Source organism: Xanthomonas translucens pv. cerealis (assembly GCF_006838285.1).
In the GTDB taxonomy this organism is placed as follows: domain Bacteria; phylum Pseudomonadota; class Gammaproteobacteria; order Xanthomonadales; family Xanthomonadaceae; genus Xanthomonas_A; species Xanthomonas_A cerealis.
The window spans coordinates 3,376,190-3,393,735 of sequence record NZ_CP038228.1 but is presented as its reverse complement, the minus strand read 5'-3'; the positions used below and the strand labels follow the sequence as shown (position 1 = coordinate 3,393,735).

Annotated in this window: 16 protein-coding genes and 2 pseudogenes; 11 read left to right on the top strand and 7 right to left on the bottom strand. The window is 65.8% G+C overall.

From position 1 onward, the window contains the following. The first annotated feature begins 32 nt into the window (after window positions 1–32). The 4 genes and pseudogenes from E4A48_RS15035 (at window position 33) to E4A48_RS15020 (ending at window position 3,850) form a co-directional block, all read left to right on the top strand. Complete coding sequence (locus E4A48_RS15035; RefSeq protein ID WP_142742693.1) at window positions 33–1,298, top strand: polymorphic toxin type 15 domain-containing protein; 1,266 nt, start codon at window positions 33–35, stop codon at window positions 1,296–1,298. Between the two features lie 4 nt (window positions 1,299–1,302). Further along, complete coding sequence (locus E4A48_RS15030) at window positions 1,303–1,962, top strand: GAD-like domain-containing protein (RefSeq protein ID WP_142742692.1); 660 nt, start codon at window positions 1,303–1,305, stop codon at window positions 1,960–1,962. Between the two features lie 74 nt (window positions 1,963–2,036). After that, window positions 2,037–2,699, top strand: coding sequence for a GAD-like domain-containing protein (locus tag E4A48_RS15025; RefSeq protein ID WP_142742691.1), 663 nt, complete (start codon window positions 2,037–2,039; stop codon window positions 2,697–2,699). 184 nt (window positions 2,700–2,883) lie between these two features. After that, window positions 2,884–3,850 (top strand): annotated as a pseudogene (locus E4A48_RS15020) (IS1595 family transposase). 94 nt (window positions 3,851–3,944) lie between these two features. Here E4A48_RS15020 and E4A48_RS15015 read toward each other — a convergent pair. Further along, complete coding sequence (locus E4A48_RS15015) at window positions 3,945–4,175, bottom strand: hypothetical protein (RefSeq protein WP_141696337.1); 231 nt, start codon at window positions 4,173–4,175, stop codon at window positions 3,945–3,947. Window positions 4,176–4,347: 172 nt separating this feature from the next. Between E4A48_RS15015 and E4A48_RS21730 the strand changes: the two are divergent. The 3 genes and pseudogenes from E4A48_RS21730 to E4A48_RS15000 all read left to right on the top strand — a co-directional run. Next, window positions 4,348–4,767: pseudogene (locus E4A48_RS21730) on the top strand (polysaccharide deacetylase family protein); the annotation flags it as partial. A gap of 664 nt (window positions 4,768–5,431) precedes the next feature. Then, window positions 5,432–5,632, top strand: coding sequence for a hypothetical protein (locus E4A48_RS21240; protein ID WP_058196230.1), 201 nt, complete (start codon window positions 5,432–5,434; stop codon window positions 5,630–5,632). Between the two features lie 648 nt (window positions 5,633–6,280). Further along, on the top strand, window positions 6,281–6,901 hold the full coding sequence (locus tag E4A48_RS15000; protein ID WP_142742690.1) for a DUF2076 family protein: 621 nt from the start codon (window positions 6,281–6,283) through the stop codon (window positions 6,899–6,901). Between the two features lie 323 nt (window positions 6,902–7,224). Here E4A48_RS15000 and E4A48_RS14995 read toward each other — a convergent pair whose 3' ends face one another. Beyond that, window positions 7,225–7,446 carry a hypothetical protein gene (locus E4A48_RS14995; RefSeq protein WP_142742689.1) on the bottom strand — a complete coding sequence of 74 codons (222 nt, stop codon included), beginning with the start codon at window positions 7,444–7,446 and terminating at the stop codon, window positions 7,225–7,227. On the opposite strand from E4A48_RS14995, the gene E4A48_RS14990 reads away from it, so the two are divergent. Continuing rightward, a complete protein-coding gene (locus tag E4A48_RS14990; protein ID WP_185910779.1) occupies window positions 7,391–8,074 on the top strand; it encodes a HipA domain-containing protein in 684 nt (227 codons plus the stop codon). The two genes, E4A48_RS14995 and E4A48_RS14990, sit on opposite strands and share 56 nt — an antisense overlap. Window positions 8,075–8,328: 254 nt before the next feature. Here the strand turns inward: E4A48_RS14990 and E4A48_RS14985 are convergent, their stop codons facing one another. Then, a complete protein-coding gene (locus E4A48_RS14985; RefSeq protein WP_141696340.1) occupies window positions 8,329–9,510 on the bottom strand; it encodes a glycoside hydrolase family 30 protein in 1,182 nt (393 codons plus the stop codon). A gap of 90 nt (window positions 9,511–9,600) precedes the next feature. Continuing rightward, window positions 9,601–9,846: a hypothetical protein gene (locus tag E4A48_RS14980; protein ID WP_141696341.1), complete on the bottom strand. Its 246-nt coding sequence runs from the start codon at window positions 9,844–9,846 to the stop codon at window positions 9,601–9,603. A 119-nt stretch (window positions 9,847–9,965) separates the two neighbouring features. Between E4A48_RS14980 and E4A48_RS14975 the strand changes: the two genes are divergently transcribed. Then, window positions 9,966–12,053: a beta-galactosidase gene (locus tag E4A48_RS14975; protein ID WP_142742687.1), complete on the top strand. Its 2,088-nt coding sequence runs from the start codon at window positions 9,966–9,968 to the stop codon at window positions 12,051–12,053. 190 nt (window positions 12,054–12,243) lie between these two features. Here the strand turns inward: E4A48_RS14975 and E4A48_RS14970 are convergent, their stop codons facing one another. Together E4A48_RS14970 and E4A48_RS14965 are read right to left on the bottom strand one after the other, a co-directional pair. Beyond that, complete coding sequence (locus E4A48_RS14970) at window positions 12,244–13,347, bottom strand: DUF1615 domain-containing protein (RefSeq protein ID WP_039008069.1); 1,104 nt, start codon at window positions 13,345–13,347, stop codon at window positions 12,244–12,246. Window positions 13,348–13,409: 62 nt separating this feature from the next. Next, window positions 13,410–14,237 (bottom strand): NAD(P)H-dependent oxidoreductase, encoded by an 828-nt coding sequence (locus E4A48_RS14965; RefSeq protein WP_142742686.1) that lies wholly within the window; start codon window positions 14,235–14,237, stop codon window positions 13,410–13,412. A gap of 84 nt (window positions 14,238–14,321) precedes the next feature. On the opposite strand from E4A48_RS14965, the gene E4A48_RS14960 reads away from it, so the two are divergent. Then, window positions 14,322–15,215 carry a LysR family transcriptional regulator gene (locus E4A48_RS14960; protein WP_039008065.1) on the top strand — a complete coding sequence of 298 codons (894 nt, stop codon included), beginning with the start codon at window positions 14,322–14,324 and terminating at the stop codon, window positions 15,213–15,215. 252 nt (window positions 15,216–15,467) lie between these two features. On the opposite strand, the gene E4A48_RS14950 is transcribed toward E4A48_RS14960, so the two are convergent. Next, a complete protein-coding gene (locus tag E4A48_RS14950) occupies window positions 15,468–16,304 on the bottom strand; it encodes a class I SAM-dependent methyltransferase (protein WP_039008063.1) in 837 nt (278 codons plus the stop codon). A gap of 289 nt (window positions 16,305–16,593) precedes the next feature. Here E4A48_RS14950 and E4A48_RS14945 point away from each other — a divergent pair, with 289 nt between their 5' ends. Next, a complete protein-coding gene (locus E4A48_RS14945) occupies window positions 16,594–17,469 on the top strand; it encodes a DMT family transporter (protein WP_039008061.1) in 876 nt (291 codons plus the stop codon). Window positions 17,470–17,546 lie beyond the last annotated feature (77 nt).

The window sequence follows — 17,546 nt, the reverse complement described above, 5'->3', positions numbered from 1 at the left end:
ATCCAAGGAAATAAGGACCAGGAATCTCTCTTATGGGAGAGCCCATCGACATCAAGCCCCAGGGTGCGGTTAGGCTGCTCCCTAGTGGCGATACTTTGCAGATTGTTCGCCAGCCTGACGGGGTCTTGGCACAGGTGTGGTCGGGTGGCGACGGACAGGGCGATCTGCTCGCGCAGTCCACGCTGAGCTACGACGAGTATGACAACCTTCGTGACAAACAACCGAAATTAAAGCTGCCCAACCTCAGACCGCCGGAGAAGGAGGCGCCGCCGGGCAATACTATCGGCCAAGTCGTCGGGCCGACCGCGCCAACGGCAGTGCCCGCAACCGCGGCTAACCCACCCGTACAGGCGGAGACCGAGTCAGAGAAGGGTTTTTGGGCCAGCGCCAGCGGCTGGGTCCACGGCGGCTTGGACGTCCTGGGCTTCATCCCCGGCCTAGGGGCAATTCCGGACCTGCTCAACGCCGGCATCTATGGGCTGGAAGGCGATAAGATCAACGCCGGCATTTCTGCGGTGGCGGCGATTCCAGCCTTTGGTGATGCAGTCAAGGGCGGTTCGCTGATCTACAAGGGCGGCAAGCAGGTAGTGAAGGAAGGCGCTGAGGAGGTCACCGAGCAGGCTGCGAAAGAGGCTGCCGAGGAACTGGCCGAGCGCGAGGCGGCAAAGGTCGCTGCCAAGAAAGCCGAAAAGGAAGCGGCCGAGAAGGAGGCCAAGGACGGCGGAAAATTTCCGGGTAAAAAGAAAACTGAAGTGCCGTGCTTCAATCCCCGTAGCAAGCGTTTCCGCAAGATGACCCCGGAGCAACAGCGGAAGTATCTTCAGGACTACACTAAGCAACTGCGCAGGCAACAAGACGCAATCAACGAACTGACGGCGTCGGAATATAAAGCAGCACGTGATGCCTTTAAGAAATTTGGAAGGAATCCTAGTGCAGACGCAGCTCAGAGTAACTTTAGGAAAGATTACGCCAGCGAAATTCAAGAAAGCATCTACGCTAGCTCACTTGAGCGAATGGGCGCTCGCCAGGCTCGTGCAGAGGCTAAAGCAAGAACGGAAGCGATTATGGGAAAGCTAGCTGCCTTGCACGAACCGGACATGGTTGCCGGTGGGTGGGCCTCGCCGGACCCAAAAGCTATGGGTAGCACAGGTGCAAATTCGGCCCTCGGCGGTAGCTGGCCACAGGGAGGTCGGGTTGACGCCATGGATCAGGCTGCGGATGATGCGATCAAGCGAGGCGAAGGCGATACGAAGATGAATGTGGAGTTGAAGCCATGCCCCCCTGGCAGGAAAAGGTAGAGCTATGAGAGGCGAGGACTTTGAAATTTTTATCGAAGAGTTTGGGGAGCCGACCCTTCGTAGGGATGTGCCCGAGGAGGCGCTCAGGAAATGGGCTGGTAAGCTTCCTGGTAGACTTCTTGAGTACTGGCAATTGGAGGGCTGGAGCCAATACGCCGACGGGTTGTTTTGGATTGTCGACCCGGATGAATTTGAGGGTGTAACCACGGACTGGCTTAGCGGAACCCCTTTAGTCAATATCGACAAATTTCACACAATTGCCCGTTCGGCTTTTGGCAGCTTGTATCTGTGCGGAGAGACGACTGGACGCAATATCACAATAAACTGCTCAATACACGGGATCGCCGCGGTTCCGCGCGAACTGAAGCCCAAAACCCCAGTCCAACTTGATAAATCGATCCGGGCCTTCTTTGGATCCAGTTCGCCAGATAGATTTGATCTCGATGACGAACAGGGAAAGCCTCTATTTAGGCGGGCCTTAAGCAACCTCGGACCGCTTGAGCAGGACGAAGTGTATGGCTTCGAACCTGCCATAGCTTCCGGCGGTCGGTTGATTCTTGAAAATCTCAAGAGGATGAAGGCCGAGCAACACCTAACCATTCTGAGACAGCTTGCGGCACCACGCATCCCTTTCCTCAATGAGAACATCGATAAGATTTCGTGAATAGCGCGGCCTCGTTTGTGGAATGCGCTTAGGGCATATGGCGGCCATGTGGTTTCATGGAAGGTTAAAAAGTCGTGAGAGACGAGGATTTTGAAGTTTTAATCGACGAGTTCGGCGAGGCGTTTCATCATGAAGCTGTCGCACAAGACGCTATCGACTGCTGGGTCGGCAGGGTGCCGAACTATCTCTTGCAGCAGTGGAGCGCTGAAGGGTGGAACGGATATGCCAAGGGGCTTTTTTGGCTCGTGAACCCCGGCGATTATGAGGAGATTGCAGAGGCGTGGCTGGCCGATACGCCCTTGCCAAAAGTCGACGTCTTCCATGTGATTGCGCGGTCGGCCTTCGGCGATCTGTACCTTTGCGGGGAGCGTACAGGGAGCAGCGTTTCGGTATCCCCAGCCCTCAATATGATCTTCGCAACACCAAAAGGCCTCAAGCCGAAGAATGAAAAACAGAAGGACATTTCGGTCAAGAGCTTGTTGCTTAGTAGCAAAAAGGATTTCGACTTTAAAGATCAGAATGACGAGCCGTTGTTCTCGCGGGCGGCTGCGAAGCTTGGGGAACTCGCACCTGATGAAGTATATGGATTCGAGCCTGCGCTCGTGGCCGGTGGCAAAGCCCACATTGACTCGTTGCGAAGGATGAAGCTGGATCCGCATTTGACGATACTTCGTCAGTTCGCCTCTCCCCAGTCTGCCTCTGAAAGCCTCGACATCGATAAGGTACTGGATGCCTAGCACATGGATGTGGGGTCTCGAGGCAGTCAACAATGATCAACGAAGACGTGCGGTTTCCGGCCGAGCTCGCAAATGGCGGCCTCAAGGTAAAAATTAAACTGATTAGCACGAACTCTCAGCGCAGTCGCAGCCGTTGAGAAGGCGGCGACCGAAGATGGGATCCTCGTTCACAAGGGTCCCGATGATGAGCATGAACCGAGTGCAGTTCCAGGCAGGGCTGTCGCTGCCCGCTTTTCTCAAGCGCTACGGAACCCAGGCGCAGTGCGAAAAGGCGTTGGAAGCGGCTCGTTGGCCGCAGGGCTTCATCTGTTCGCAGTGCGCCGGCACGGCGCACTGCCGCTTTCATCGCAATGGCGTGGCCTATTGGCAATGCTCTGGGTGTCGTCACCAGAGCAGCCTGACCGCCGGCACGTTGATGGACAACAGCAAGCTGCCGCTGACCACCTGGATGCTAGCGATATATCATGCTGGGCCAGAGCAAGACAAACATGTCTGCGTTGGAGCTGATGCGGCACCTGGGTGTGAGCTACCCGGCGGCCTGGCGACTCAAGCACAAGCTGATGCAGGCGATGAGCGAACGCGAAGCAGACCGCCAGCTGGGTGGCATCGTGCAGTTGGACGACGCCTACCTGGGCGGGGAGCGCAATGGCGGCAAAGCCGGTCGTGGCTCTGAGAACAAGCGCCCTTTCGTAATCGCCGTGGAGACCACTGAAGACGGTCGTCCACGGCATGCGGTGATCGATCCGGTGTCGGACTTCACCAAGCAAGCGTTGGCCCTGTGGATCAAGCAGCGCCTGCGCCCCGGGGCCGATGTCTACAGCGATGGGCTGGGAGCATTCCAGGCATTGGAGGCAGAGCATGCGCATACGGTGATCGAAGGTCACGGCCGTGCACGCTGCGAGCATGACAATGCACGCTGGGTCAATGTGGTGCTGTCGAATCTGAAGCGGTCCCTGGACGGGGCCTATCACGCCTTCAAGTTCGCCAAGTACGCCCAGCGTTATCTTGCCGAGACGATGTGGCGGTTCAATCGGCGGTTCGATCTGGCTGCCCTGGTACCGCGATTGCTGGTCGCGACGGCCAGGACCAGCCCTTGGCCGGAGCAGGCGTTGCGCGATGTCCCGGTGTTTGCTGCTGAAGGTTCGTGCTAATCAGGTCGTAGGATGGATGATATCTCCGCTCTCCAGTCGGGAATGCGGTGCTGCTGTTGGCATGCTTGCTCCGTCATGCGTTGTCCTCGTTTATTTAAGTTGCAGTAACGGGATCAGGTTGGTCGGGCGCGTTCCAGACCTCACTGTCCGCGATTTCGTAAGGCTTTCCTTCGCCGCGTTGCCCGCCCGTCGTGGAGGCCGTCGCACGCGCCGCCGGCACCTGTGGCGACGCGTGTTGCGCGCAGGTCGCTGCCGGCGCCTGCGACGTATCGGCACAGGCCGCCAGGCGCGGCGCAAGCAATCCTATCGACAACGACTTGCTCAATCGCGATCTCCTGGCTGCATTGGCTCGATAGGTCCGACGCACGAACAGCGCCGGATCATGCCATGCAGAAACGCTGTTGCGCCGCCGTGGATCGAAGAGCGCGACAAGCGCGGGGCGGGAGCGCAAGCGGCCGCACCGCTAGACTTGCCCAGTCCGTGATCGGGTGAGGCCGATGCGCCGTTACCGCTTGGTGTTGTTGGCCATGCTGTCTGTGTTCAGTGCTGCGCAGGCACAGGCACAGGACGCCGAGCGCCGCATCGCGGTGACCATCGACGACCTGCCATTGCAGCGCATGGGCAAGACCCCGGCCGCGCAGTTGCCTGCATTCCATGCGCAGCTGATGGCGTCGTTGCGGCAGGCGGACGTGCCCATCGTCGGGTTCGTCAACGAGGACAAACTGGAACAGGACGGCCAGCTGCAACCGCAGCGCGTGGCGATGCTGCGCGGTTGGCTGGAGGCGGGCTATGAGCTGGGCAATCACACCTATGGCCACGTGAATCTGCACGAGGTGGGGTTGCCGGCCTATGAGGACGCGATCGTGCGCGGCGAGCGCACGTTGCGGCCGCTGCTGGCCGAGTACAGGCAGTCGCTGCGCTGGTTTCGCCATGCTTCCCTAGCGACCGGCCGCAGCGATGCCGAGCGCGAGGCGGTGGTGGCGTTCGTCGCCGCGCGTGGCTACCGCATCGCGCCGGTCACCGTGGACAGCGGTGAGTGGGTGTGGGCCTTCGCCTATGCGCGGGTGTTGGAAACCGAGCCGCCAGGCGCGGCGCGCGCAGCCACGCTGCTGCGGCTGCGCAAGGGCTATGTGCCGTACATGCTCAACACGCTGGATTATTTCGAGGCGCCATCGCAGCGGCTGTTCGGCCGCCACATCGCGCAGGTGTGGTTGATGCATGCCAACGCGTTGAACGCCGTCGCATTCCCGGAACTGATCGCCGCCACCCGCCGCCGCGGCGCTGTGTTCGTCAGCCTGGACCAAGCGTTGCGCGATCCGGCCAACCGGCACGCCGAGGGCTATACCGGCGGCGGTGGCATCAGCTGGCTGCACCGCTGGGCCATGGCCGAGCACACGCCCAAGGACGTCCATGCCGGCGAGCCGGTGGTGCCGGGGTGGGTGTTCGCGCTGGCGGGGATCGATTCGGATGAGGGCCTCGTAGGTCGGGACAGCCTGGGCGCATCGGTGCGCTGGTGTCGTTCACTCGTTCGCGCACCGCATCGCGTCACGATGGGCGCCTCCGTTTCCTGCAGTCATGCCCATGCGCGCCTCCAAGACCCCGCCCTGGAAGAAGCCCAAGCCGCGCGGCCAGCGCGCGCAGCCGTTGTCGCCTGCGCAGAAGGCCGCGGCGCGGCAGCGTGCGGAAGAGAACGGCCGCCCATATCCGAATCTGATCGACAACATGTGGGCGGTGCGGCAGCCGTGCGGCGATGGCGTGGCGGACGCAGCCGGGGAGGAATAGGCGTCGAAGTGCGCATGCGAGTCCCTGTGCTGGCGGGTGGTGCCGGCGCCGTTTGATCTTGGGCCATCGGTTGCGGCAGGCCCTGCCGGTAAGGCCCGTCGCGACTGAAGTCGCTCCCACAAGGAAGTCGCTCCCGCTACGTGGACGAATGCCGTGGCTCCGGCGCTCAGCGCGGCGCTGCGTGCGCCCTCGACGGGGCGGTCGAAGCGGTAGACGCGGCCATTGGCGGGGGTGGCCACGAAGGCGAGCGCATCGCCGTTGCGGGTGCCATGCGCCGGGTCGGTGTCCAGCGCGAGCGTCTGCCAGACGCGATTGCTGCACAGGTCCGTCGCCACGCGCGCCCACGCCGGTGCGGCTGCGGCCAATGCCCGCGCGAATCGCCCTTGCCTGCCGCGGCACTGCAGCGTGGTTGTCTTTGTGCGCCTTTTTGACCACAGATGTCGTCATGGGCGGGGTGGGCGGCAATGCCGGAAGCCATGCGGTGGTGGAGCGGGATGCCGCTGCCGATGGTCTCGGTTGCAGCAGCCGATCCGGTCGCTTTGATGAATGTCGGTGCACCAGGCTGCAAGGGTAGCCCTTGGCGCCGGCCGGTCCGCGCCCATGCTGTGCCTGCCGGCATTGGGCCGGTCACCCCCTCCAGGTACTGGTATGACCCCGCAAGAACAACAGCTACTCGAAGATTTCCTGGCCCGCGTGCGCAGTGCCGGCGGCGCGGCGATCGATCCGCAGGCCGACGCGCTGATCCGCGAACGCCTGGCCGGTCAACCCGATGCGGCCTATCTGCTGGTGCAGCGGGCCTTGCTGCTCGAACATGCGCTGGAGAGCGCCAAGGCGCAGATCGCGCAATTGCAGCAGGCCGCGCCGCCACCGCCGCCAGCCACCAGTTTTCTGGGCCAGGGATTCAATGCAGGACCGCCGCCGTTGCCGCCGGCGCCCGCGCCGCAGGCCGCGCCGGGTTGGCGTGAGCGCCTGTTCGGCGGCGGCAACGGCATGCCGGAGCAGGCGCCGGTCGCGGCACCGGCCGCGCGCGGGCCGAGTTTCCTCGGCACCGCGGCCACCACAGCCGCGGGTGTGGCCGGTGGCATGTTCCTGTTCGAAGGCGTGGAGAGCCTGCTTGGCGGTCACCACGGCGGGTTCCTGGGCGGCGGGTCGTCGCCGCCCACCGTGGTCGAGAACGTCACCAACAATTATTACGACGAGGCGCCGCTGCAGGACGCCGGCCAGGACTTTGCGGACGACAGCGGCCTGGATGGCGACAACTGGACCTAGGAAGAAGGTTGCGCCCGCTCGGCAGGCCCCATGCCGGGCCGCCGAGCCGGCGGCGCATGGCCGTTGCGCCTGCGATTTCCGGCCGTCGGCATTCCTGCTCCTTTCCTGAAAAGCTGATGCCGCCCATCCGCACTGCCGTGTCGGCTGGTGGACACGGCCTTCTGGCTGGTGCCGGGGTGGGTCCGCCGCGACGGATCGACTCCGGCACCCGCGATCAACCATGAATCCAGTCTCTATTTATTCATATTTTTTCGATTTCTTCTGGATGATAAAGTGAAGCGGCTGATAACTAAGTCGATCGATAGTCGTGGTTTCTTGACTATCTATTCATAAGCCAGCCGACCGTGTGGCGCCTGTTGCAGGGGATGCTGCAGCCGGCCGACACGATCGCGCAGGCGCAGCGCCTGCTGGCGTCTCCGCGCCTTGCCGAAGCCGCCTTGCGTGGCGAAGACGTCGGTTCCTCGGTAGGCGGCGAACAGCCGAAATTCGCTGCAACATTGCAGCACGACGGCCGCTTCCCTCAAGTTCAGCGGGCGCGTCGGCACGCCTGCTGCGCAGCGATGGGCGGATCTGCTGCATTGCGAACAGCTTGCCGGGCAGGTGATGCGCGCGCAGGGCCTGGCCGCCGCCGAGAGCGAAATCGTCGAAGCCGACGGCCGCGTGTTCCTGCAATCCACGCGCTTTGACCGCACGCCGGATCTGGGGCGTCGCGGATTCGTCTCGTTGGCGGCACTGGACGCGGCCTACTACGCGCATGGTCGCATCGACTGGTGGCTGTTTTCCCCGCAATTACAGCGCGACGGTTGGCTCGATCGCGACGATGCGCGGCGGCTCGGCGTGTATGGCTGGTTCGGCGCGCTGATCGGCAATAACGACATGCCTCTGGGCAATGCGGGCATGATGCTCGCCGATATGCGTCCGCTTGCGCTGGCGCCGGCATACGACATGCTGCCGATGACGTTTCGTCCCGCTGTGAGCGGCGAGGTGGTGGAGCGCGTCTACACGCCCGCCTTGCCCACGCCGGACTACCAGGACGACTGGCGTGTCGCTGCGAGCATGGCGCTGGAGTTCTGCAAGCGCGTGGCGCAGGCAGATGCCATTCCCGCAGGCTTCCGCAGCCTGGCGCTGGCCGCACTGCAGCAGCTCGGCTGGGCCGTGCAAGGCATCGGTTGATAGCGGCGCAGCGTGGCATCTGCGCCGACGCAGCTGCCTGTGCATGTCGCCAGGCAGATAGAAAACGAGCGCGTATCCATCTGCACGCAGAAGGCCGCGCTCACACGAACACTGCGATGCGTGGAGGTTGCGGCACGGTCGCGACGCGCAGCATGCGTGGTCGGACGCATCTGCGGCCCGTCGGGCCGCAGATCTTCCCTGCATCGTGCGCTGTGGCGAACGGACGATCAGTCCGGGCGCGGCAACGCAAACGCTCAGTTGCTGATGAACGTCGCCACGCTCTGCGGATCTACATAGAACGCGGTCCGGCCGTTGCTGATCTGGTACCTGCCGCCATAGCCGACATTGACGCTGGCCGAGGTACTGTACTTGGTGAAGCTGGCCGCGCTGCCGCTGGGCAGGGTGACCTTCAGTTCGCGGTACTGGGTGCCTGTATTGACCGCGACCAGCACGATCTTGTTGTCGGCGCGCTTGTAGGCGGTGACCGCGACATCGCTGTACGGCGCGGCGGTGGCGTCGATCCGTTTGGCGCCGGGGCGCACGAAGCGCGCGTATTGCGCCATCGCGTAGCCGCGCTTGCTGACTGTGCCGCCCTCGGTGATCAGGCCGTAGCTGCGCCGGATGTACCACCAGATGTAGGCGCTGTAGTTGGCTGCCATGCTCTTGTGCAGCTCGCTCGCCACGCCGAGCGCGGACGGCCAGGCGTTACCGTCGGTGTTGTCGGTGTAGTGCTCGGTCATCCACAGAGACTTGCCCTTGCTGCGTGCCAGAGGATCGTCCTTCGGCGTCGCCCCGTACAGATGCCCGCCGATGATGTCCACGTGCTGGCTGCCGCTGCTGTTGAGGAAGGCATCGTTCAGGGTGGCATTGAAGTTCAACGACTCGCCGGCGAGCACTTTCAGGTTGCCGAATCCACCGCCCTGGGCGCTGAGGAAGTTGGCGAAGTCGCTGGCGTTCCATTCTGCCGACTCGTAGCCCGGGTGCCAGTCCGGCTCGTTCTGCATGGACAGCGCATACAGCGGCGCGCCCTTGCCCGACATGTAGCTGGCGAAATCCAGCAGGTGCTTGGCGTAGGCGCCGTAATACTGCGGCAGCAGCTTGCCGCCGTTGTTGAGGCTGTTGTTCGACTTCATGTACGCAGGCGGCGACCATGGCGTGGCCAGCAATACCGCGCCATGCGCGCGTGCGCGCACCGCGGCCGGGACCTGCACGTCCCAGTCGGAGCTAGAAGGTGCGATGCGCATGCGCATGATCGACAGGCCGATCTGGCCATTGTCGCTGCCGAAGGCCAGATCGACCTGGGCTGGCGTGAGGTCGGCGATCCAGCCGGCGCCGTTCATGCCGCCGAATCCCTGGATGGTCTGATAGGTCTGGCTTGGGGTGACGGTGACGTTCTGCGCCAGGGCGGGCGCAGTGGAAAGGATTGCTGTGGTCATCGCCAGCAGGGTGGCTAGGATCCGTGGTGGTGTCATGCTTGTATCCGGGAAAGGGGAAAGGGGAAAGGGGGCGTGTGCCAGGGCGCGACGCTACCCGGTCAACATGACATCGACAATCGGTGCATGCGCCAGCGGCGGCAAATGAGGCGAAACGCCTAGGGAGGCAAGGATGCATTCGCGAAGGGGCAGGACCGTCGCGAGCATGTCCTGAAACAGGTGGATGCCGACCGACAGCGTGCTGAATGAGCGCGTGTGCCTGGCCAGCGCGTGCATGATACCCGGTGCTGCGCTGCTCAATCCGTTGCCGCGCGCCGCCGTTTTGCCCGCGTTGTGCACAGTTGCGCATCCAGGTTCGGCAAGTTGCGCAAGTGCGCGCCTGGCGCAGGCGTGCACAATGAGCGCTGGCGGCTGAGCGGATCCACCGGCTGCCGTTCCTTCCATCGCCGAGCCCGCCTATGTCATCGCCTTCCTGGTTCCCGCAGCGCGCGATCGCGCTGGTGTGCGCTGCCTTGTTCGCCCTGAGCGCCGCGTTGCCCGATGCCCGCGCGCAGGCCACCCGCTACGCCGACGCTGCGCCGTTGCTGCTGGGCGTGGCCTGGTATCCGGAGCAGTGGCCGGAGGCGCAATGGGAGCGCGACTTGGCGCTGATGCAGGCGGCGCACGTGCGCGTGGTGCGGATTGGCGAGTTTGCGTGGAGCCGCATGGAGCCGCGCGAGGGCCAATACGACTTCGGGTGGCTGGACCGCGCCATCGCCGCGGCGGCGCGCCACCGCATCGTGGTGGTGCTCGGCACGCCGACCGCGGCGCCGCCGGCGTGGCTGACCCAGGCCTATCCGGACACGCTGCGCGTCGGCCAGGACGGCGTGCGCGACGAGCACGGCAACCGCCAGCAGTTTTCCTTCGCCAGTGCGCGCTACCGCCGTTTCGCCAATGCCATCGCCGAACAGATGGCGCAGCGCTATGGGCGCAATCGGCATGTGGTCGGCTGGCAACTGGACAACGAATACGCACAGGCCTCGTTCGATCCGGAAGCCAAGGCGCAGTTCCATGCCTGGCTGCAGCGCAAGTACGGCAGCATCGAGGCATTGAACCGGCGCTGGGCGACCGCGTACTGGAGCCAGACCTACAACGACTTCGCGCAGATCCCGGTGCGCGAGGACGAGGAGAATCCGGCGTTGCTGCTGGAGTGGAAGCGCTTCGTCAGCGATACCTGGGCCGACTATTCGCGCAACCAGATCGCGGCCATCCGCCCGCACGCCGATCCGCGCCAGTTCATCACCACCAACACCATGGGCTGGTTCGCCGGCTTCGACGCCTACACCGTGCACGACGTGCTCGACATCGCCGCGTGGGACGACTACGTTGCCGGCGAACGCTACGACTGGGTGGACAACGCGGCGCGGCACGACCTCACCCGCGGCTACAAGCAGCGCAACTATTGGGTGATGGAAACCCAGCCGGGCTTCGTCAACTGGCGCGCGACCAACGTGGCGCTGCGCAAGGGCCAGGTGCGGGCGATGGCCTGGCAGGCGGTGGCGCACGGCGCCGATGCGGTCTCTTACTGGCAGTGGCGCGCCGCGCCGAACGGGCAGGAGGAATACCACGGCACCCTGGTCGGCGCCGATGGCGAGCCGGTGCCGGTGTATGCGGAGATCCAGCAGGTCGGCGCGGAGTTCGCCAAGGCCGGCGCGGCGCTGGCGGGCACCACGCCGCACGCGGACGTGGCGTTGATCAACGATTTCGACAGCCGCTGGGCACTGGGTTTCCAGAAGCATTCGGCCGACTTCGACCCGGTCGTGCAGATGAAGTCGTTCTACCGGCCGCTGCGGCAGCAGGCGCAGGTGGTCGATGTGGTCTCGGCGCTGGCGCCGCTGGGTGGTTACAAGCTGGTGGTCGCGCCGTCGCTCAACGTGCTCAGCGAGGCGCAGGCGCAGCGGCTGAAGGCCTATGTCGAACGCGGCGGGCATCTGGTACTGGGCCCGCGCAGCGCGATGAAGAACGCCGACAACGGTTTGCAGCCGCAGCGCCAGCCCGGCCCGCTGGCTGAGCTGCTGGGCGGCCGCGTGCAGCAGTTCTATGCGTTGGACAGGCCGATCCCGGTTGCCGGTGCGGCCGGCGAGGGCAGTGCGAAGATCTGGGCCGAGCAGCTGCAGGCGCGCGCGGCGCAGACCGAGGTGCCGTTGCGCTACGGCCAGGCCAACGGCTGGCTGGACGGCGCGCCGGCGGTGCTGACCCGGCGGGTCGGCAAGGGCCGCATCAGCTATGTCGGCGCCTGGCTGGACGATGCCACGCTCGATCGCCTCACCGGCGACTGGCTGCGCGATGCGCAGGTGCGCGCACCGTTGGCGGACGTGCCGCAGGACGTGGAGGTCGGCGTGCGCAGCGATGGCCGCCGCCGCGTGCTGGTGCTGATCAACCACGGCAGCGATGCGCAGCAGGTGCGCCTGCCGGCGCCGATGCGCTCGCTGCTGGGCGCGGGGGCGGCCAGCGATGTGGTGCAGCTGGCGCCGGAGGACGTGGCGGTGCTGGACGATCGTCGCTGAGCACGGTTGCGATGCGCGGCTGACGCCGTGTAGGCGGCTCCGCACGTGCAGCATGTGCGGATCGGCGCAAACAAGGGCCATGATGGATGCCATTCGCGTGCGGGCGCATTGCGCGCAGCGGGCGTCGCCGCCGCCATCGCGTGGGTGGACAAGCCGAAGTCGCGCCGCCCGTCGGACCTGTCTGCCGGTGTTACTTGCCCATGCAACGGCGCCAGCGTTCGGCGACGCGCTGGGCGAACCAGGCGGTGGTGAGGGTGCGGGTGATCTTCGGGCTTTGCAGGGTGATGCCTGGCAGGATCGCGCGCGGCAATGGCTTGCCGGCGCTGCGTTCGGCCAGCGCGAACACCTTGCGGTAGAGCGCTGTGTCGCCGAAATCGGCGGCGTTGCCGCGCTGCAGGGCGCGGCGGATCTCCTTGTCGTCCAGCGCCAGGCGCGCGCCCAGGCTGCGTGCAACGCGCTCGGTGGCACCGGGCTGGTCGATGTCGCTGCCGGGGATCAACAGATCGCCGTCCAGCGCCAGGCCGGTGCCGCTGGCCTTCGCCAATGCCGCCTGGAACGCCGCATTGCGGCTGGCGTACCAGCCGGCGTTGAAGTCGGCGAAGCGGTACAGCAGCGTGTCGTAGTCGCTCGGGTAGCCGAGCAGATGGCGGGTGCCGAACCACACGCCGCCGCGACGACCGAACACCTCGTGGCGCACCGCGTCCTGCAACGGGTACGGATAGCCGTCGGTATGGGCCTCGGCGAAGGCGATGCTCACCTGCATCGGACCGCCGGTATGCACCGGGTTGAGGCCGCCGAACAGGCGTTGGCCCAGCGGCACGCTGCCGGCGAAGTCTTCGAAGATGGCGCTCAGTTCCTGCTCGGTGCGCGCGGCGCCGATGCGTTGGCCGTAGCTGCGGCCATTCGGTGAATTTACCGCCAGTGCGGCGTCGAGCATGAACGCGGGCACATGCAATGCCGACGCGCGGCGGCCGAGTTCGGCGCGCGCGATCTTGCCCAGGCCGGGCACCGGCGGATTGGCCTGGTAGGTGGATTCCTGTTCGATCACCGCCAGCACCGCGCAGATGTTGTCGGCGCTGGTGGCCAGTTCCTGCGAGGACAGCGCCACGTACACGTCGTTGGCCCAGCCGCTGCGGTCGGGGATGGCGGCCGGGATGCGCCGCGCGATGTCGGCCTTGATCTCGGTCGGCGTGCGCTCGGGCGCGCGCGGTGCCTGCGTGGCGCAGGCGCCGAGTAGCAGAATGGTGCACAGGGTGAGTAGGCGGGCGAACGCAGGTGCGGCGACGTACGGCATGGTTCCGATGGCAGGCGCGGCGCATTCGCCGCAGGCGCCATCCTACCGTCCAACGCTGCGCTTCACGTCTGAGGGATCCGCTGGTCGTATGCGGGCGATGCCTCTTCCTCTGAGTCCGTCACATGCGCGGCGAACCCGACCTGGCCCTGGGCGATCTGCGGCCGCAGGGTCAGCTCCGGCATGGCATAGTCGCCGCCGTTCTGCTTGCGGAACGCGATTGGCGCGGCGCTCCACAGCGTGTCCAGGCGCTGGCCGAGCGTGTCGCGGATCTGCGCGAACCGATCGGCGTCCATGCGGCTGCTGCGATAGACCACGAACGGCGGCAGCACGTCGAAGCCGGGGTAGTGCAGGATGCCGTGCTGGATCGGGAACAGCACGTCTTCGATCGGGCCGTTGATGCCGCGCGGCGCGTAATGCGATTCCCAGCCGCCGGTGGTGACGATCAACATCGCGCGCTTGCCGGCCATGTTGCCCTCGCCATAGCGGTCGCCCCAGCGCGCGTCGGAATGTTCGCCGACACCGTAGGCGAAGCCATACGCATAGACGCGGTCCACCCAGCCTTTCAGGATCGCCGGCATCGAGAACCACCACAGCGGAAACTGCAGCAGCACGGCGTCGGCCCAGCGCAGCTTGTCCTGCTCGGCGGCGATGTCCGCGCTTTGGCGGCCGTTGGCGAAGGCGCGCTTGGAGTCCAGCGACGGATCGAAGCGATCGCCGGCCGCGCCATCCAGGCTGTCCTGTGCGTCGAGCGTCGGCTTCCACTGCGTCGCATACAGGTCCGATACCTGCACGTGGTGCCCGGCGGCCTGCAGGCGTTGCACGGCGAAGTCCTTGAGCGCGCCGTTGAGCGAAGTGGGTTCGGGGTGGGCATAGACCAGCAGCACGTTCATGGGCGACCTCGGAAATGGGATGCAGCCAAGGTAGGCCCCAGCCCGCTATAGTTGAAATGAATTGCGGGAATTCCAGCTATAGCCATGCTTGATTTCGGACGTCTGGACCTGAACCTGCTGCTGACCCTGGACGCGCTGCTCGCCGAGCACAACGTGACCCGCGCCGCCGCGCGCCTGCACCTGTCGCAGCCCTCGGTCAGCGTGCACCTGGCGAAATTGCGCGCCGCGCTGGACGATCCACTGCTGCTGCCCGGTCCGCGCGGCATGCGCCCGACCGCGCGTGCCGAGGCCTTGCGCGCGCCGCTGCGGCAGGCGCTGGAGGCGCTGCAGCGCGCCGTGGCGGCGGATACGCCGTTCGACCCCGCGCAGGCGAGTAACCGCTGGCGCGTGGCCGCGACCGATTACGGCGAATCGACCATCCTGCTGCCGGCGCTGGCAGCACTGCGCAGCGCGGCGCCGGGCACGCGATTGGCGGTGCTGGAAATGGCGCCGTTGCAGATCGCGCGCCAGGCCGAGCAGGGTGAGATCGACCTGGCCCTGCACACCCGCGATGGCGCGCCGCCGCACCTGCGCCAACGCACGCTGTTCGCCGAGGACTATGTGCTGGTCGGCCGCGCCGAGCATCCGCGGCTGCAGCGGCGGCCGACGCTGGCGCAATTCTGCAAGCTCGAGCATGTGATCGTGTCGCCGGATGGCGGCGGTTTCAGCGGCGTCACCGACGCGGCGCTGCACGCGCGCGGGCTGCAGCGCCGGGTGGTGCTGTCGGTGCCGCATTTTTTGTTCGTCATCGACGTGCTGCGGCGTACCGATCTGGTGGCGATGCTGCCGGAGCGGGTGGTGCGCGCGCATTCCGGGCTGAAGGTGTGCGCACCGCCGGTGCCCGTGGCCGGTTACGAGATGGCCATGCTCTGGCACGAGCGCGTGCATCGCGATCCGGCGCATCGCTGGTTGCGCGAGCAGATTGCCGCTTCGGTGTGAAGGCAGCGCGACAGTCTTTTCCAGTGTTTTACATGGTGCGGAAGCGGCTGCGGATGGCGTTGGGTCAGCGGTCGCGATGGGTTGTCTGTCGCGGCTGAAGCCTACAAGGGCGTGCGGCAAGCCGGTTGAATCCACTGTAGGAGAGGCTTCAGCCCCCGATGCCTTTTTCTGATGTGGTCAGGCCCATCTTTGCCGGTGGCCGGAGGCGACCCGGCGCGGCTCCTGCAAGGACTACGCTCGAATCGAGACAGCCTAGCGGCGCGTCGCCAGCACCCCGTCCAGCGCGAGTTCTGCGCGGAAGCCGGCCTTCTCCAGGCGCTTGGCCACCTCGCGCGGCACGTCGCGGCCGCTGGTCAGTTTGTTCGGGCTGCCGGTGTAGTGGAACAGCCGTCCGCCGCGGCGCAGCACCCGCGCGAGCTGGTCGTAGAACGCCTGCGAATACAGCTCGCCGGCGATGCCGAAGCGTGGCGGGTCGTGCAGCAGCGCATCCACCGAATCGCTGGCGATGGCACCGATGGCTTGGCCGACGTCCGCGTGTTCCAGCTGCAGGCGCCCATCGCTGGCGGCCGGATCCGGCGACCACGGGTTGAGCGTGCGCAGCCACAGCACGTCGGCGTTCTTCTCGAACGAGTGCAGCTGCGTCACGCCGGCCTCCAGCGCGCAGGCGGCGAAATAGCCCAGCCCGCCGCAGGTGTCGAGCACCCGCTTGCCGCGCGGTTCGATCAGCGCGACCTTGCGCCGCGCGTCCTCGAACGGCGACAGCTGCGCGCTCGGCAGCATCTTGATGCCGTCGATCTCGAAGGTCGGTGCGCCCCATTCGGTCGGCACCAGCTTGATCAGCGCGCCGCCGAAGCGCGACACCGGCGCGAACTCGTCGCCGTCCCAGTGGTAGATCGTGCGGTCCTTGAGCTTGGACGGATACGGATACGCCTGTCCATGCCACTGCCAGCTGTCAGTGGCGAGCAGGGCCTGGCCCTCGCTGCGCTGCAGATCCAGCGACCCGGTCCAGGTGGCGGCGCCGCCATCGCGTGCGACAAGCAGCGCGTTGGCGAGCGGGCGGGTCAGCAGGGGGCCGGTGGAATGGGTCACGTCGAGGGAGGCGATGCGCCAGCGCGCGCTGCGCGAGGCCGGGTCGTCGATACGGGGGAGGGCATCGTAACCGAGGCCCGTTGCGACGTCCTGCGCTGGCGCTGCCGCGGCGTGCCTGGCACGGGAATCATCGGCGACGGCGGCGCAGTCCGCACAGCGGCACGTGGCTCGCGCGCGTGTTGGCTGCAGCGAGCCGTCATGGTGGCCGTGGCGATGGCGACGCATAATGACGCCGTCCTCTCCCTTCAATGACCGACGCCGCGCGCGGCGCCAGCTGCCAGGATCCGCGATGCTCAAAGGTGTGCTGCTCGGTTTCGCCTGCTATGCCGCTTATTCGGTCAGCGACGCGTTCGTGAAGGGCCTGGAAGGCACGCTGCCGGCCTACGAGGTGGTGTTCTTCGGCGCGTTGCTGATGCTCACCGCGCTGCCGTTCCTGAAGAAGCGCGGCGACCGCTGGCGCGAGGTGGTGGTGGCGCAGCGCCCCAGCATCTGGCTGCTGCGCGCGTTCACCGGTGCGGTCGGCAATCTGTCGGCGGTCACCGCCTTCACCCTGTTGCCGATGGCCGAGGCGTTCGCGCTGATCTTCCTGATGCCGATCTTCGTCACCGTGCTGTCGGTGCTGTTGCTCAAGGAGGAAGTGCGCTGGCGGCGCTGGCTGGCGGTGATCGTCGGCTTCGTCGGCGTGCTGATCGTATTGCGGCCGGGCTTCCGGCACCTGAGCCAGGGCCATGTCGCGGCCATCGTCTGCGGCTTGGTCGGGGCGGTGTCGGTGATCAGCCTGCGCATGGCCGGGCCGGGCGAGAAGCGCCTGACCCTGTACAGCGCCTGCGTGCTCGGCCCGTTGCTGATGGGCGGGTTGCTGATGCTGCCGACGTTCGTGTGGCCGACCTGGCAGCAATGGGTGCTGCTGGCCGGCTATGGCCTGCTCGCGGGGCTGGCGGCGATCTTCCTGATGTACGCGTCGCAGCTGGCGCCGGTCAGCGCGGTGGCGCCGACCCAGTACAGCCAGATGCTGTGGGCGATCGGTTTCGGCTACTGGCTGTTCCACGATCACCTGGACTGGCCGATGCTGGTCGGCATCGCGCTGATCCTGGGCGCCGGCCTGTTCACCCTGGTGCGCGAGGAAAAAGTCACGCAATGGTGGCGGCGCACCAAGATCGTGTGAGCCGTGCGCGGCGTGCTGGCGCTGGCGGCGGCGCGGTTTGTGCCGGTTTCCGCGCGTAACGCGGGCGCAGCGCTCTG